17 protein-coding genes are annotated in these 16456 nt (G+C 59.4%); 12 read left to right on the top strand and 5 right to left on the bottom strand.

All coding sequences use genetic code 11. The annotated features are described in order from the left end of the window. Both AC13RM_RS30920 and AC13RM_RS30915 read right to left on the bottom strand, forming a co-directional pair. Positions 1-1301 (bottom strand): ATP-binding cassette domain-containing protein (locus AC13RM_RS30920; RefSeq protein WP_488556108.1); only part of this gene is annotated, 1301 nt, incomplete at its 3' end. Further along, the gene (locus tag AC13RM_RS30915) at positions 1298-1426 is read right to left on the bottom strand and encodes a hypothetical protein (protein ID WP_488556107.1); all 129 of its coding nucleotides are present in this window, start codon (positions 1424-1426) and stop codon (positions 1298-1300) included. The genes AC13RM_RS30915 and AC13RM_RS30920, both read right to left, overlap by 4 nt. A 314-nt stretch (positions 1427-1740) precedes the next feature. On the opposite strand from AC13RM_RS30915, the gene AC13RM_RS30910 reads away from it, so the two are divergent. The 4 genes from AC13RM_RS30910 to AC13RM_RS30895 all read left to right on the top strand — a co-directional run bounded on the left by AC13RM_RS30910 (position 1741) and on the right by AC13RM_RS30895 (position 6101). Further along, positions 1741-2433 (top strand): GntR family transcriptional regulator, encoded by a 693-nt coding sequence (locus AC13RM_RS30910; protein WP_285173732.1) that lies wholly within the window; start codon positions 1741-1743, stop codon positions 2431-2433. Between the two features lie 236 nt (positions 2434-2669). Further along, positions 2670-3893 carry an MFS transporter gene (locus tag AC13RM_RS30905; RefSeq protein WP_374819966.1) on the top strand — a complete coding sequence of 408 codons (1224 nt, stop codon included), beginning with the start codon at positions 2670-2672 and terminating at the stop codon, positions 3891-3893. Between the two features lie 262 nt (positions 3894-4155). Continuing rightward, positions 4156-4833, top strand: coding sequence for a FadR/GntR family transcriptional regulator (locus AC13RM_RS30900; RefSeq protein ID WP_374819964.1), 678 nt, complete (start codon positions 4156-4158; stop codon positions 4831-4833). Continuing rightward, positions 4830-6101, top strand: coding sequence for a CynX/NimT family MFS transporter (locus AC13RM_RS30895; RefSeq protein WP_374819962.1), 1272 nt, complete (start codon positions 4830-4832; stop codon positions 6099-6101). The genes AC13RM_RS30900 and AC13RM_RS30895 overlap by 4 nt, the downstream gene beginning before the upstream one ends. Before the next feature lie 117 nt (positions 6102-6218). Here the strand turns inward: AC13RM_RS30895 and AC13RM_RS30890 are convergent, their stop codons facing one another. The 3 genes from AC13RM_RS30890 to AC13RM_RS30880 form a co-directional block, all read right to left on the bottom strand. Then, positions 6219-6695, bottom strand: coding sequence for a Ros/MucR family transcriptional regulator (locus AC13RM_RS30890; protein ID WP_113228660.1), 477 nt, complete (start codon positions 6693-6695; stop codon positions 6219-6221). A gap of 266 nt (positions 6696-6961) precedes the next feature. Continuing rightward, a complete protein-coding gene (locus AC13RM_RS30885) occupies positions 6962-7378 on the bottom strand; it encodes an NUDIX hydrolase (RefSeq protein WP_488556106.1) in 417 nt (138 codons plus the stop codon). Between the two features lie 99 nt (positions 7379-7477). After that, positions 7478-8458, bottom strand: coding sequence for an alpha/beta hydrolase family protein (locus tag AC13RM_RS30880; protein WP_488556105.1), 981 nt, complete (start codon positions 8456-8458; stop codon positions 7478-7480). 177 nt (positions 8459-8635) lie between these two features. Between AC13RM_RS30880 and AC13RM_RS30875 the strand changes: the two genes are divergently transcribed. From AC13RM_RS30875 to AC13RM_RS30840, 8 genes are all read left to right on the top strand, one after another. After that, positions 8636-8962 (top strand): PadR family transcriptional regulator, encoded by a 327-nt coding sequence (locus AC13RM_RS30875; RefSeq protein WP_092707768.1) that lies wholly within the window; start codon positions 8636-8638, stop codon positions 8960-8962. Then, positions 8959-9531, top strand: coding sequence for a DUF1700 domain-containing protein (locus tag AC13RM_RS30870; RefSeq protein WP_285173739.1), 573 nt, complete (start codon positions 8959-8961; stop codon positions 9529-9531). The genes AC13RM_RS30875 and AC13RM_RS30870 overlap by 4 nt, the downstream gene beginning before the upstream one ends. Before the next feature lie 34 nt (positions 9532-9565). Then, positions 9566-10273, top strand: coding sequence for a GIN domain-containing protein (locus tag AC13RM_RS30865; RefSeq protein ID WP_488556104.1), 708 nt, complete (start codon positions 9566-9568; stop codon positions 10271-10273). Positions 10274-10405: 132 nt separating this feature from the next. After that, on the top strand, positions 10406-10927 hold the full coding sequence (hpaR, locus tag AC13RM_RS30860; RefSeq protein WP_488556109.1) for a homoprotocatechuate degradation operon regulator HpaR: 522 nt from the start codon (positions 10406-10408) through the stop codon (positions 10925-10927). 98 nt (positions 10928-11025) lie between these two features. Then, positions 11026-12003, top strand: a complete 978-nt coding sequence (locus AC13RM_RS30855) for a helix-turn-helix domain-containing protein (RefSeq protein ID WP_113228665.1) — start codon at positions 11026-11028, stop codon at positions 12001-12003. A gap of 113 nt (positions 12004-12116) precedes the next feature. Beyond that, entirely contained in the window at positions 12117-13523 is a 1407-nt protein-coding gene (locus tag AC13RM_RS30850) for an aldehyde dehydrogenase family protein (RefSeq protein WP_488556103.1), read from the top strand. Positions 13524-13526: 3 nt separating this feature from the next. After that, positions 13527-15122, top strand: a complete 1596-nt coding sequence (locus AC13RM_RS30845) for a GMC family oxidoreductase (protein ID WP_488556102.1) — start codon at positions 13527-13529, stop codon at positions 15120-15122. 59 nt (positions 15123-15181) lie between these two features. Then, complete coding sequence (locus tag AC13RM_RS30840; protein ID WP_488556101.1) at positions 15182-16435, top strand: ABC transporter substrate-binding protein; 1254 nt, start codon at positions 15182-15184, stop codon at positions 16433-16435. Positions 16436-16456 lie beyond the last annotated feature (21 nt).

Raw genomic sequence — 16456 nt, 5'->3', positions numbered from 1 at the left:
CGGACCGCCTTCGATCCGGAGATGATGCCGTGCGTGTTGATCGGTTCTGCGATCGAGAAGCCGACTGTCTTGCGCGGATCGAGCGAGGCGAAGGGATCCTGGAAAATGTATTGCACGTCGCGGCGAAGCCGGAAGCGTTCGAGCTGCGACATGGCGGCGAAGCTCTTGCCGCTGAAGGTGATTTCGCCGGAGCGCGCCTTCTGCAATTGCTGGATGGTGCGGCCGATCGTCGACTTACCGGAGCCGGACTCGCCGACGAGGGCCAGAGTTTCACCGGGATGAATATCGAAAGCCACCTTCTGGACGGCACTGCAGCGATGCGTGACCTGGCCGATTATATTCTTCTTGATATCGAAGCGTACGAAGAGATCGCGTACGGACAATAGCGGCTGCTGGTCGTAGCGGGCGGTATTCTGGACCCGTTCCTCACCGACGATCTTCGGCTCGCTGCCGTCGAGGACGGTCAGCGGCATGCGTTTCGGAAAATCCTGACCGGTCATGCTGCCAAGCTTAGGCACTGCCGCGAGAAGTGCCTTCGTATAGGGATGCTTCGGATTGGCGAATATCTCGCGGACCGGACCCTCTTCGACCTTCTTGCCCTTCCACATGACCACGACATCATCCGCCATCTCGGCCACCACGCCCATGTCATGGGTGATGAAGATCATGCCCATGCCGAGATCCTTTTGCAGATCCCGCATGATGTTGAGGATCTGCGCCTGGATCGTCACGTCGAGCGCCGTCGTCGGTTCGTCGGCAATCAGCAGCTTCGGGCGGCAGGCGAGCGCCATGGCGATCATGACCCGCTGGCGCATACCGCCGGAAAGCTGATGCGGATAGCGGTTCAAGAGGGCCGCCGCATCCGGCAGGCGTACCATCTCCAGAAGGCGACGGGCTTCCGCCATTGCGGCGGATTTGCCGAGTTTGTCATGCAGGAGAAGGACCTCGCAGATCTGATCGCCAATGGTGAAGACGGGATTGAGCGAGGTCATCGGCTCCTGGAAGATCATGGCGATCTCCTTGCCGCGAACGGAGCGCATATCCTTCTGCGAAAGCTTCAGCAGGTCCTTGCCATTGAAGAGGATGCTACCGGTCTCGAAGCGCGCGCCCATCATATCGGCAAGACGCATGACCGAAAGCGAGGTCACCGATTTGCCGGAACCGGATTCTCCGACGACCGCAAGTGTTCTGCCCGGCTCGACCGAGAAGGAAAGTCCTTCGACCACGCGGTTTTCGCCGAACCGCACAGTCAGATCCGTTACGGACAGAAGCGGTTTGTTGTCGCCAGCGGCCTTGGTCATGCGCTTACCTCGGTATTGGGCAGGTCGGTCATGGCATCGGGGATGATCGCCGTGTTGTTCTTTGCATCGATGATGCAGGCGCACTCGCCGGGATCGCCACCAAGATCGGACCGCACCATGCTCATGCCGGCACCTGTTGCAGCCTGACAAAATCAGGCGATGTTTTTCTACAAGACAGGCGTCTCATGAACATCTGTATCTGCGTTCCCGTTATATTTGTTAGGGCGTGAGATAGCATCAAACGACAATCCGGTCTATATTGTTCAACAATTTTCATATTGCCAATCAAAAATGGGGACAAATCTGCGCGAAATCTTCCACCGGACCTGGCCGCCGACAGGTCGCCAGCCCCAGACAAGCGGAATACCCGCTCGGCTTCCAGCAAGCGCCTGATATTGCCGGTGTCGGAGAGGATAGAGTGCAGATGCCGGGAGAGCGAATGAAGCAGACAAATCTTGCCAGCATCGAGCCGGCGACGGTCGCGGAGACAGGGCAGACGCTGGCGGAACTGACGGCTGCTCGCATCCGCGAGCGCGTGATCAGCGGTATGCTATCGCCGGGTAGCCACTTGTCCGAAGCAGCTCTTTGCGAGGAGCTACAGGTCTCACGCAACACGCTGCGCGAAGTCTTCCGGCTGCTGACGAAAGAGGGCGTGCTACGTCACGAAGCCAATCGCGGCGTCTTCGTTTCCACGCCGAGCATTTCGACGATCATGGATATCTTCCATATTCGCCGCCTGATCGAGTGCTCGGCGCTTGCCAATGCGCATCACCGGCATCCGAGCGTCGACAAGATGCGGGCTGCCATCGAGGCTGCCGTGCAGCATCGCGACCGTGGCGAATGGCTGGAGGTCGGCAGCGCCGATATCGCCTTTCATGCCGCTATTGTCGAGCTCGCCGACAGTCCCAGGCTTTCGGCCTTCTATGCGCAGATCTCGCTTGAACTGCGTCTCGTCTTCGGGCTGATCCGCGATCCCGAATATCTCCACGCACCCTATGTTGGCCAGAACGCGACCATTCTTGCGCATCTGGAGGAGGGGGCGCCGGCGAGCGCCGCCGACGCGCTGGAGAAATACCTGTTCCAGGCCGAGCGCTTCATTCTGGCCGCCTATTCGAGAGCAATGCCGGGCTGAGTCCGGCTATCGCCATTGATATGATGAATGATGTGGACAATCTCTGCTGGATGGGTTCAAGCTCGATGTATCCGTTTGCGTCCCGATCCGCTTTGATCGAAGGATATGCAGCACCCCGGACGTAGGCGTGAGGTCCATCGGACAGCAGAATTCGCTTTTGCTGCAATCGATCAGGGCGTCCCGCCGATCAACCGGAAAACTCGTTTCGACAACCGGTTAAGACGGATGATGGGGCTATGGACGCGCAATCCCCGACGACCTCCAGCAGGGCGACCGCCATCCAGCAGGTATGGGTTTCACCGCTGTATCGCGGCGCGACCTTCGCACTGTTTCTCTCCGGGCTTGCGACATCCGCCTCGCTGCCGCAGATCGTTCTCTTCCTCGTCAAGGAACTTGGGGCGTCCTTGCCAGTGGCGGGGCTCTATTATCTGACCGGTCTCACCGCACCGGTTGCCGGATATCTCATTGGCAGCTATTCCGACAAAACTGGAAGGCGTCTTGGTCTTTTCCGGCTTTGCGCCGTTGCCGGGGCCGTTGGTTGGGCGGGGATCGCCCTTTCGACGAAACCATGGATGCCGTTCGTAATCGGCACCGTCATCCTGGGTTTTTCCGGATCTACGACCTCACAGCTCTTCACCGCCATCCATGACGATCTCAAAGTGAAGGGCGCCGGCGCGAATGACAGCGTCGTGGCCATCATCCGCATGGCTTTGACCGCGGGCTGGGTCATCGGGCCGTTTCTCGGCGCCTGGTTTGCTGTCGAAGTCGGGCTTCGCGCCATGCTGTGGGGAACGGCGATCTGTTTCTTCGCGCAGATCATTCCGCTCGGAGCGCAACAAGCGCTTGTTGGTCCCGGGCGGCGAGCCGACAAGAAGACCGATGCCGTTGGTCGCGTCGGCTGGTCCGATATGCTGCCGCTGCTGGCCTTCACCGGTCTCTACGTTCTCGTCTATGCCGGCGAGCCGATTAAATACGGATTCCTGCTGCTCTATATGCAGGACCAGCTTAAGCTTGATCCCTCCATTCAGGGCTCGGTGATCGGAACGCAGCCATTCATCGAACTCATTCTCATGCCCTTCAGCGTCGTGCTGGCGCGACGGATCGGCATCTTATGGATGATGTGTGTCGCCGCGATCTGCGGCGTCATGGCCAACCTCTGTTTTGCGGCTTGGCCGACGGCCATGGGCATGTTTGCCGGCCAGATCCTGATGGGCGGAGTTTGGGGCCTCTACATGGTCCTCGGACTGATCGTTGCCCAAAGACTGCTTCCGAATGCGGTCGCGACGGCTTCGGCGATCTTCATGAGCTCGTCCGCACTTGCCAGCGCGCTTGGTGGCGGCGTCGGAGGTATCGGTGTTGCCTATCTGGGGCTTCCGAATGTTTTCTATCTTCCGGCGGCATTCTCTCTGGCAGCGGCGATCGGTTTAGCGGCCATGGCCCGGTCGAGCGCCATCAGATAGCGACTTCAATGCCATAGGACAGGCATTATTTCATTCCGAGAAGCTCCAGCCAGCGTTAAACCTGCTGCAAGCCCCTTGCTCTGATTTCGGGTGATTGGCCAGATCCCAGATCCGCCAATGGCCCGCCATCTTCGCGTTCGGTCGCTGGGGCCGCCACATCGCCGTAACTGGCCGATCGCTCACCTTGCTGAAAATATGATTGACTGCAGCCCGTCAATTGACTAGATGATAAAGTCATCCGATGACTTGATGAAATCCTACCATGCGCGCTCTGACCAAAACGACGCTTGCGGATACGGCCGTGGAGGCAATTCGCAGCGAGATCACCAGCCGTCGCTGGCTCGTTGGCGAAAAGCTGCCCAACGAGGCCTCCCTCTCGTCGATGCTCTCCGTCAGCCGCGGCACGGTTCGTGAGGCAGTGAGGGTCCTGGTATCTCAGGGCTATCTCGAGACGCGGCAAGGGTCGGGAACCTATGTTCGTTCGAACACGGATGTCGGTCGGCCGCTGGATATGGCGCGCCGCGCCGGGTTGAGGGATCAGTTCGAGGCCCGGCTTGCGCTGGAGGTCGAGGCAGCAAGGCTCGCCGCCCTACGTCACTCCCCTGAAGCCGTTTCGCAATTGCGCGCCTTGCTGGTTGCTCGCGGCAACTATGCCGGCGGCGACAAGGCGGCGTTCATCGAGCGCGACCTTGCCTTCCACAAGGCTGTCGTCGCGGCTTCGCAGAACAGGGCCATGATTGAAATCTACGAGTTCTTCTCTCTCTCGATTGCCGAGACCATCGAGGCGACGCTGGGTGAAGACATTCCCGAGCCCGATATGCAGGCGCATATCGCCATCGTCGATGCCATCGAAACCGGCAACCCCGAAGCGGCCGATAGGGCTGTGCGCCGCTTCATGGCCCCCATCGTCGCTACTCTTGATCGGTTACTTATGTCATGACCATGTCCCCGCAAAATCTCTCCTCCGTCGAATTGATCGATGCCGAGGCCGATGAAGTTCCTGCACCGCTGCCGCACGAAGGCAAGTCGCCGATTGGCAGGTTTCTGCTGGGTGCGAGCCTTGTTCTCATCGCTTTCAATCTGCGGCCGGTTTTCTCGAGCGCATCGACGCTCTTGCCGGAGATACGGACCGGACTTGGCCTCTCGGCCTTCGGCACCAGTATTCTTACGACCTTGCCCGTCATTTGCATGGGACTGTTTTCACCGCTTGCGCCAAGGCTGGCGCAGCGCCTGGGGACCGAGCGCGTCCTGCTCGGTGTCATTCTCCTGCTCGCGCTGGGCACAGCGCTGCGAGGCTTTTCTTCGATTTCATTGCTGTTCTTGGGCACCGCATTGGCCGGCGCCTGCATTGCTATCGGCAATGTCCTGTTGCCGGGCGTGGTCAAGCGCGATTTTCCCGATAAGGCGGCGCTCATGACGGGTTGCTATACGATGGCGCTATGCGCGGGGGCTGCGAGTGCGGCTGGCTTTACGCTTCCCGTTGAACACGCTCTCGGCGGTTCGCTCGGCGGCGCGCTGGCTGTCTGGGCCTTGCCTGCCTTTGCCGTTGGACTTCTCTGGCTGCCGCAGGTAATCGGCGCGCGCAGCCAGGCGCGGCGCACCGGCTTTCGTGTTACCGGTTTGTGGAGAGACCGCATCGCTTGGCAAGTAACGCTTTTCATGGGATTGCAATCGGCGCTTGCCTATTGCGTCTTCGGCTGGCTGGTACCCATTCTACGTGAACGTGGTCTCGACGGCGTGACGGCTGGCGTCATCGTATCTGCCTCGGTCATGGTGCAGGCGGCCGCCTGCTTGGTGGCACCTCATATCGCCGTCAAGGGTAAGGATCAGCGCGCGATCAATGTCATCCTCTGCATAATTGCCGTCGTTGCCTTGCTGGGTCTGCTGTTTGCTCCGCTCTGGACTGTCTGGTTCTGGGCTGTGCTCCAGGGCATCGGTCAGGGCGGATTGATTGCGGTGGCGCTGACCGTCATCGTATTGCGTTCGCCCGATGCGCATGTTGCCGCGCATCTCTCCGGCATGGCGCAATTCGTGGGTTACCTGCTTGCCGCGATCGGCCCGCTCGTCGTCGGCATGATCCACGGTTGGACTGGAAGCTTTGCCTGGAGCTCCGTCCTATTCCTGCTGCTCGGTCTCGGTGCTGCGATCAACGGCTGGTTTGCCGGCCGTGCGATCACTGTCAACGCCAGAACAATTGAGACCGCCTGATGGATGGGATGTCGGCCGCATCCGGGCCGGCAAGCGAAATCCTGAGGCGCCGGCTCGGGTCATATGCTGACATACAGGCGGATCGCATGATTATGACGTGTGACGAAACGATCCGGATTAACCGGCTTTCCGTTGGCGCCGTGGTGGTTCGATCGCCGGAGGAATGTCGGCTACGTTTTTCGTATGGCCCAGGAGAGCCTTCTTTGCCAAGGTCGATCTTGCGGCCGCATAGGAGGCAGAGACCATTGGATAATCCGCGGGCAAGCCCCATTTTCTTCGATATTCTTCGGGGGTCAGACCATATTTACTGTTCAGGTGGCGCTTGAGCGACTTGTATTTTCCACCATCTTCGAGGCAGATCAGATAGTCGTCGGTGATGGATTTCTTGATCGGCACAGCCGGCTTCAATAGTTTTTCCACCGCCGCCGCTGATGAGGCGGCCTGCTGAGAGCCTGTCAGTGCCGAATAAGTCTCCATGATGAGCCTCGGCAAATCTTCCGGCATCGTCGCATTGCGAAGTACGTAGGCAGACACAATCTTGCTCGTGAGCTCAATATACCTTTCGTGGCTGGTAGTAGTATTTTCCTTTTTCATTTTCGGCCTCACGCAATGTTTTTTATTTATGTATCCAATGTTGTTTTTGCTTTCAATGAAAATTGATGTGACTTTGGATATTCTTTGTCCTTGGTTTATTTTTGTAGTAAACATTACGCGCTGGAAGTTTAAAACTGTTATTTTCTCATTTTACCACAATATTCGAATTGCGCCTGTGGGAGATGCATGCCGCCGGCGTTCGAACATTCATTTGACAAGGACGGCGCGGGACTTGCAGGCTTTCGCTTCGCCTGGGTTGGTGTCAGTCACATCGCGGATGTGCCCTGTCGCCGGTGGAATGGCAGGACATGATGCTCGGTCAGCGGCGCCATGGTGATATTTCCCGGATCTTGTGGTGATACCCAGCGGATTTCCTCGATCTCTGCCGCTGCCGTGATTGCCGTATTGCCCACATGCAGCCGGAATATATCTGCAACGACGGTATAGTCCGGTTCATTGGCAGCTGGCGCCTGAAAACCGCCAAGGAAAGTCAGATCCTTAGCCTCTGCCGTAAGCCCCAGTTCTTCGAAGAGTTCCCTGATCAGCGCCGTCTCTGGCGTTTCCTGAGGTTCCACCTTGCCGCCTGGCTGCATGAAGGCGGTCGTGCCGCGCTTGCGCACGAGCAATGTCTCCCCGTCCGGGCGCAACACCAAAGCCGCCGCAATGCGTATCGTTTTCGTCATGCCATGATCTGATCGGATTCGCGGGCAAGTTTCAACACTGATAATGTCTGCGTATAATTCCGCGTCATATGCGCGTTCCACGCGCGGGCATCTTCGCTGTTACGGCTTCATCAGATGCTGGCGGAAAAATGCGACGACTGCGGTATTGAATTGCCTATGAAACGCGATGCGATCGAACCCCGGCGCGTCGATGCAGGCATCGGACGATGGGTGTATTTCCGGGCAAGGTGTCAGGAACGACAAATGTACGGCATTGGGGACGACTCGAAAATCAGGCTTCTCCGGCAATAGGCGTGCAAGCGTTGCGACATTTTCGGGAGCTGCTCCACCACCCCCTCCGAGTTCCGAGCCCCAAAGCTGAAGCGGGACTTTGACATCTTTCACGCTATCTGCGGTCGGGAAGACGATGCTCAACGGGTCGGCTACAACGACTGCCCTGATGCGAGGATCGTGGGTCAGTGATTGCGATGGCGGTTGTCGGGGAGGCTGAGCATGGCCCGCTGGGGGGCAGCCCGCCGCCTTCGGATCTGAACAGCGTGGCGGCAGTTTGGTGAAATCCGGATCGGCTCCGGCAACGACGAGACCGGTATATCCGCCCAGGGAAAATCCGTAGAAGCCGATCCGCTGCGGATTGATTTTTCCGGCGTCGGGAGACGCATCAAGCATGAAGTCGACGGTGCGTTTGATATCGGTAGGTCGCTCGATCAATACGCCAGGACCGTTTGCCTGGCTCATGTCGGCATGGTTGGCGTGCGGATGATTGATGGCAACGACAATGAAGCCGGCGTCGGCAAGTGCTTCGGCGGTGTCATGATGGCCGAGATACCAGCCGCCATAGCCGTGCGAGATGATGATGAGTGGCAACTCCTCGCCTGCAATCGGACAATCCGGCGTTGCCGGAACTGCCAGGGCTCGGATCCTCACCTCTGTCGGAGGGGCTGCGCAAGGAGACCACATGGCGGCGTCGATCGCCGGGTTATCCGCATCACCGGAGATGCGAATGAATTTCAAACCTGCCGCATATCCCGATGGTGCGGCAAGAAAGAGCGTGGCCGCGAGGGCAAGGCTGAAGCGGATCATGACAACGGCTCCATTTAACCAGAGATGTACGCTGCGCGATGGACTGCGATGGCAAGGTGCGTCGGTCCATAGGCCAGGCGATGACGCGAAGGCGGCATATGCCGGTTGTAAAAGCTATCTAGCTATCTTGTATAAACAGATAGCTTGTTATATTCGTTCTGTAAAGCTGAGGCATTCATGACTGACTCGATCCAAGTTCAATTGCGGAAGGGCGTGCTCGATCTTTGCGTCCTGGCCGTGCTCTCGCGGGGCGAAAGCTACGGCTATGAAATTGCGAGTACGCTGGTTGCGGCGGTCGGCATGGGTGAAGGAACGATCTACCCGTTGATGCGCAGGATGCAGAATGACGGCCTAGTTGCGACCCGCATCGTCGAGTCGAGCAACGGTCCGCCGCGTAAATATTATCGGCTCACGCCGCTGGGGCGTTCGATTTTCGAAGCGCATCGCCGCGACTGGCGCTCGCTAGCAGGCTCCGTCGACAAGCTACTCGAGGATTTGCCATGACCAGGGAAGCCTTTTTGCGCACGCTGAGATTGGGACTTGCAGGCCTGCCTCCTCACGAGGTCGATGACATCGTGGCCGACTATGCTGCTCATTTTGCCGAGTCCGAGGCCTCTGGTCGAAGCGAGGAGGAGGTTTCCGCCGCTCTCGGCGATCCCGCCAGGATTGCGCGAGAGCTGCGTGCGGATGTCGGATTGCGACGCTTCGAGGCGCATTGGAGCGTGCCGAATCTTTTGGCTGCCATGATGGCGCTGGCCGGCCTTGCTATCGTCGATATCTTCTTCCTGTTGCCTTTGCTGTTTGCGGCGATGTTCGTCACGCTCGGCCTTGCGATCGCATTGGTGGCCGTCGGCGCCGTTGGCCTGAAGATCATCGTCACGACCGTGCTGTTCCATATCGGCTTGCCCTCCGTCGGCATGCTGGCCCGCCTGCTTGTCGGTGCCGGGCTCGTGAGCTGCTTCGTGGGTGGCGGTGCTTTGCTGCTGATGGGTCTGAGTTTGGGCATCCGCATGCTTGGGCAATATGCCCGCCTACATTTCCGCTTGGCGCAAGTAGACGAAGGTCGAGCTTGAGCGCCGGACTGCACATCGTTGGAGGAAATGGACAATGAACGGGAAATTGGCGACTGTCGCGACGACCGGACTGATTTGTGCATTCGTCTTTCTTGCGCTTGGCATCGGGCTTTCCGGGCCTGATTGGGCAAACGCAGGACATTGGTGGGGTAGTATGCAATCCAGTTGCGGATCTGCGGCATCCGGTGGACAGCAGGTTATCCTGCCTTTCAGCTCCAATGGCAGCCTAACGATCGATATCCCGGCCTCTGTTCACTATCAGCCGGGCGGAAAGGCGGAGGCGGTCATCACCGGAGACCCCGCTCTGCTCAATCATGTGCGGCTCGAGGGCGGAAGGCTGAGCATGGATTGCAATCCGGGTTGGTCTAACTCCAAATTCGACGTCAGCCTGTCAGGACCGCTCGTCACTGATTGGAGGGTGCGGGGCAGCGGCGATCTCGCTCTGTCGCAGCTCGATCAAGCAGATCTGCGTCTGAGGATATCCGGAAGCGGCAGCGTCACTGCCACGGGAAGCGCACGCTCGGTCGATCTCGATGTATCCGGTTCGGGCACTGCGCGTCTCAAGGACCTGGCCGCTCAATCCGCGAAGATCAGAATTCAGGGCAGTGGCGACGCGGAAGTTGCAGCTGCCGCGGATGCAGACGTCTCGATCAGCGGAAGCGGCAATATCGAACTCTACGGGCATCCGGTGCTGCGGCGTTCCGAGATCAGAGGCAGCGGCCGTCTGGTAGAGGTGCCATAATCCATGGCGAGACAGCGCGCCGCGCGGCAGCGATCCTAGCCGTCGGCTTTGATCGATATCATGCGATCGCCTTGCTTTGAATGATTCTCATGTTAATCAGTGGGGGCCATAATCGAAGCGAACATGCAAAAGATGCAAAACAAAACAGACAGTGATGTAAGGCCGCGCGCTGAGCCTGAAACCACGGCGACACAAGCAAAGCGGCCGTTGCGCGATCGCCGCCGCTCGCTAGCGATCGGACTTCTGCGCGCCCGTGAAGCGGTCATGAGCCATTTCAGGCCGATCCTGGCGGCGCATGATGTGACGGAGCAGCAATGGCGTGTCATTCGCGTTCTCTATGAGGGCGGCAAGCTCGATGCCACGGAACTTGCAGACAAGGCATCCATCCTGGCGCCAAGCCTTACGCGCATGATCCGCGCGCTCGAGGAGCGCGGCTTCATCACCAAGCACAAAGACAGCGCCGATGGTCGCAGGGTGTTACTGCAGATCACCCCGGCAGGGCAGGCGATCGTCGAGGATGTCATGCCGGAGAGCCAGAAAGTCTATGCCGATATCGATGCCCGCTTCGGCGAGGAGAGGGTGGAGAAGCTCCTCGATATGCTGGAGGAACTTGCCTCGCTGAAGTTGGAGAATGGCCCAATTGGTGAGGAATGAGACCTTTTCCCGATTTCGTTAATGTGTTAAGTATTTGATTGACGCGTCAGAGGATCTGTAGCAGTCTTCCGCAGTGCTGACACTGTTGGGAGGCGGAGTTGGACCTGTTGCAAAATCGCAGTCTGGTTGACCGGACCTGGTCGCCGACGCCCTATGACCAGTGGGTTGACGATCTTCAGAGCATTTGCGGCAACTTCAATCCGCACACGGTGCAACGCGGTGACAGCGTCATCGGCACGGCCAGCCGTATCGACGTCTGCGGCATGGAGTTCGCCCATGTTTCCAATGATCTCGATTACGTCCACCGCGATTGGGATGACATTCGCCGCGACGCCAATGAGCACCTGTTCCTGATCCTGCAGCTAGAAGGCGTCTGCGGTGTCGAGCATTCCGGCCAGCAGAACATCCTCGATGTCGGTGAATGCATTCTCGTCGACTCCACGCGCCCGACGACCTTCTATTTCCGCGGACACTTTTCCAATCACCTGTCGCTGCATCTGCCCCGGCAGTTGATGTATTCGAACAGCAAGATCGATTTCGATGTTGCGCGCAAGCTCGAGGCGAGCGACCCGATGGCAATGATGCTGCGTGCATTGATCGCCAAGATGATGACCACGCCGGACAATGAAGCAGCTTCGCCCTATCTTCGCCAGCTGATGTTTGACACGACCCGCCAGGCATTCCTCTCCACGGGCGCCCAGACGGCAAGCCTGAATTCCCTGCATGAAAGCGCCAGCAAGCGGATGCAGATGGTCGATATCCTCATCGACAAGCATCTGACCGATAGCGACCTCAGCGCCAAATGGCTGGCGACACGGCTCGGCATTTCGATCCGCACCCTGCAGCAGGATTTCCAGGGCATGGGCATGACCTGCACGACAGTCATCCGCGACAAGCGGCTGCGCTTTGCGCGGGAAAAGATCGAGCAGCTCAAGGAGCAGCGCAACCCGACGACGATAGCCGAAGTCGCCTATTCGGCGGGGTTCAATGACATTTCCTATTTCAATCGCAGCTTCAAGGAGCTGTTCGATTGTGCGCCGAGTGAGCTGCTGCGCGCCGCCGAGCCGGCTTCATAGATTGGACTGAAGCGCGTGACTGCGCTCCAGTCCAAGACGAGGCGCGTTTCTCCCCAAGACGGGTTTTAGGGCAAGGGCCATAGTCCTCTCGAAAGTCACGGGAGGAAAATGTCGTGAAGCAGTACACCCTGCTTATCGGTGGCGAGGCTGTTGCCACATCTCATCATGCACCGGTGAAAAACCCGTCGAATGGTGACATCATCGGCCATATGCCGCTCGCCAGCGAAGCGGATCTCGACCGCGCGGTTGCCGCGGCCGCCGAAGCCTTCAAGGGCTGGTCGCAAACCTCCAGCGAGGAGCGCGCCGCAGCCTGCCGCGCCGTCGCCGAAAAGATTACCAAGCACGGCGAGGAACTTGCCCAGATCCTGACCCGCGAACAGGGCAAGCCGCTCAATGGTCTCGGCTCGCGCTTCGAGATTGGCGGCGCGCTCGCCTGGACGCGCCACACCGCCGAACTCGATCTGCCGATCGAGATCCTGCAGGACGACAATGAAGGGCGCGTCGAGCTGCATCGCAAGCCGATCGGCGTCGTCGGTTCGATCACGCCCTGGAACTGGCCCGTCATGATCGCCTGCTGGCATATCGTTCCAGCGGTGCGCGCCGGCAACACCGTCGTCATCAAGCCGTCGCCGTTGACCCCGCTTTCGACAATCCGTCTCGTCGAAATCATGAACGAGGTTCTGCCGCCCGGCGTCGTCAATGTCGTCACCGGCGAAAACAGCATTGGTGCCGCTCTTTCCGCCCATCCCGATATCGCCAAGATGACCTTCACCGGCTCGACGGAAACGGGCAAAAAAGTTATGGCCTCGGCAGTCGCGACCCTGAAACGCCTCACGCTGGAACTCGGCGGCAACGATGCCGGCATCGTCCTGCCCGATGCCGACCCCAAGGCTATTGTCGAAGGCCTCTTCTGGGGTGCCTTCATCAACAACGGCCAGACCTGTGCGGCGCTGAAACGGCTCTATGTGCATGACAGCATCTATGAGGAGGTCTGCCGTGGCCTTGCGGACTACGCTTCCAAGATCGTCGTCGGCGACGGGCTGGATGAGGCGAGCATCCTGGGGCCAGTGCAAAACGAGATGCAGTTCGACAAGGTGCGCGAACTGGTCGAGGATGCGCGCGCCAATGGCGGCCGCATTCTGACCGGTGGTACGCCGATGGACCGCCCGGGCTATTTCTATCCGATCACGCTGGTCGCCGATGTCGATCACGGTATCCGCCTGGTCGATGAGGAGCAGTTCGGCCCGGCCCTGCCCATCATCCGCTATAGCGATATCGACGAAGTGGTCGCGCGCGCCAACCAGAACCCGGCCGGCCTCGGCGGTTCCGTCTGGTCCTCCGATACCGAGAAGGCGAAGCGCTATGCGGTGCGGCTCCAATGCGGCTCGGTCTGGATCAACAAGCATGGTACGATCCAGCCGAATGCGCCTTTCGGCGGCGTGAAGCAGTCCGGGATCGGCGTCGAATTCGGCGCGGAAGGATTGAAGGAATTCACGACAATTCAGACGGTATTGAGCTGAGCCATGACGACTTACGACTATATCATCGTCGGTGGCGGCTCCTCGGGCTGCGTGCTGGCAAACCGGCTGTCGGAAAATCCGGCGCACAAGGTGCTGCTGATCGAATCCGGGCGGCGGGACTCCGATCCCTGGATTCATATCCCAGCGACCTTTTTCAAGGTGCTGGGCAAGGGCATCGATATTCATCCCTATGCCTCGAACCCTGACAAGGGTCTGAACGGGCGGCCGAGTATCGTGCCGCAAGGCAATGTGCTCGGCGGCGGCAGTTCCGTGAATGCGATGATCTATATTCGCGGTCATCGCAACGACTATGACACCTGGTCGCAAATGGGCTGCCAGGGCTGGTCCTACGAGGATGTGCTGCCGGCTTTCCGTTCGCTGGAGAATAATGAGCGCCTGAACGGCCACTACCACGGCAAAAAGGGCGGTCTGCGCGTTTCGGACCCCCGTCATCGCCATCCTTTGAGCGAGGCCTTCATCGAGGCGGCGACTGAAATCGGCATTCCGCACAATGATGATTTCAACGGCGCGGATCAGGCCGGCGTCGGCTTTTATCAGAGCACGACCTATGGCGGCCGTCGCTGGAGTTCGGCCCAGGCATTCCTGCGCGAAGCGGAGAAGCGGCCGAACCTGACCGTGCTGACGGAGCGCAAGGTCGCCCGCATCCTGTTCGAAGGGCAGAAGGCCGTCGGTGTCGAGCTGCTCGACGGCACGATATTCAGGGCGTCTCGCGAGATCGCGCTGACCGCGGGAGCCATCGCAACGCCGAAGATCCTGCAGCTCTCGGGTGTCGGCGATGGCGAACATCTTTCCTCGCTGGGCATCAAGGTCGTAGCGGATCTGCCGGGCGTCGGTGCCAACTACCAGGACCATCTGGAAGTGCCGGTGCAGGGAGAGACGCACGAGCCGATCTCGATCCTCGGCCATGACAAGGGGCTGCGGGCCGCCGGCCATATGCTGCGGTATCTGACTTCGCATCGCGGCCTGTTGACGTCCAACGTCGTCGAGTGCGGCGGTTTCATCGATACATCGGGCACGGGTCAGCCGGATGTGCAATTCCACGTCCTGCCCGTTCTGATCGGCTTTGTCGATCGCGATCCGGAGCCCGGTCATGGTTTGAGTATCGGCCCATGCTATCTGCGGCCGCGCTCGCGCGGCTGGATACGATTGAAGAGCGCCGATCCGACCGAACAGACGGATTTCAACGCCAATCTGCTTTCCGATCCGACCGATCTTGAAACCTTGGTGCGTGGCGTCGAAACGGCAATCCGCATCCTCGATGCGCCGGCCCTTGCCAAACTGGTTAAGCGCCGCGTGCTGCCGAAGCCGGGCGTCGAGAAAGATCCCGAAGCGCTCCGCGATTACATTCGTCAGTCCTGCAAGACAGTATTCCATCCGGCGGGAACGGCTCGCATGGGCCGGGCTGACGATCGCATGGCCGTCGTCGGGCCAGATCTGAAGGTGCGAGGGATCGAGGGGCTGCGCGTCTGCGACGCCTCCATCATGCCGACACTGGTATCCGGCAACACCAACGCACCGACCATGATGATCGCGGCCAAGGCGGCGGCTTTCATGACTGGAAAAGCGATTTCCGGCTGAGCCCGACATCGGGGAAGCAAAGAGCCCGTGGGGAGCGGGACAACAAACTGGAGGAGACGATGCCTATCAATCTGAGAGGGCTGGCAATCGGCCTTTTGCTGACACTCGCATCGGCGTTCAGCGCGCATGCGGCCGCATCTTGCGGCGACAACACTGGAAAGCCGGCAACGGGTGAACCGATTATCATTGGTGCCATCACGGGCAAGACCGGACCGGATGACTTTTCCAATTCCACCAAGGCGGCGAAGGCCTATTTCGACTGCCTGAACGCCAATGGTGGCATTAAGGGCCGGCCGATCAAATATCTGGTCGAAGACGATCAGTGGAATCCCGAAATCGCCGCACAGCTCGCCGCAAAGCTGGTCAACGACGAGAAGGCCGTGCTGATGGTCGGCAATTCCAGCTATGTCGAATGCGGCGCCAATGCCGATTTCTACAAGAAGTCGGGCATTTTGGTCGTCGCCGGTGTCGGCGTGCCGCGTGAATGCTACTTTGCGGAGAATTATGCGCCGACCAATGCCGGGCCGCGCGTGTCGATGCTCGGTGCGATGGGCTATGCGCTCGACAAGCTGAATGCGAAGTCCGTCGTCTGCATCGGTCCCAATATCCCGAATGTCGGCACCTGGTCCTGCGATGGCGTCATGCTGCTCGCCAAGGAAAAGGGCTTCGCCGCCCAGACGATCCTCATGGATCCAGGTTCCGCTGACGCCACATCGATCATCCTGCAAGCGGCGGCAAGCAAGCCGGATGTCATCGTGCTTGGCCTGTCGAAGGGCGTGGCCGTGCCGCTGCTGACGGCTGCCGAAGAGCAGGGCCTCAACCAGACGATCACCTTCCTCAGTGCTGCCTCTGCTTACGATCTCTCGGTCCCAGCTACCATCGGTTCCGGCTGGGACGACAAGTTCTATGTCAACATGGAATTCAACGATCTGAACGCGCAGACGCCGGACAATCAGAATTGGCTCGCCGTCATGGATCAGTACGGCCAGAAGTCCGATCCGCGCGATACCTTCGCCCAGGCCGGCTATCTCGCGGCTCGCATCGCCGAGAAGGCACTGATGACGCTTGACCCTGCCAAGATCGACCGCGAGACCGCCTCTGCCGCCGTACGCGAAATCAAGGGTTTCAAGAGCGATATCTTCTGCGCTCCCTGGTACTACGGCGATGGCCAGCCGCGCCACAACGCCAATTCGACGACGCGCATGGCCGTTGCCGAGGGTGGAAAGTGGAAGGTCGTTTCCGATTGCGTACCGTCGCCTGATCCTGAGCTGAAGGATATCCGCGCCTTCGAAAAGTCCGCCGGCATCAACTGAGCCCTGACGCTTGCCATCGGT

The sequence above is a fragment of the Martinezella sp. CNPSo 3732 genome, from assembly GCF_057784515.1.
The sequence above is the reverse complement of the archived record's forward strand: the minus strand, read 5'-3'. Positions and strand labels throughout refer to the sequence as shown.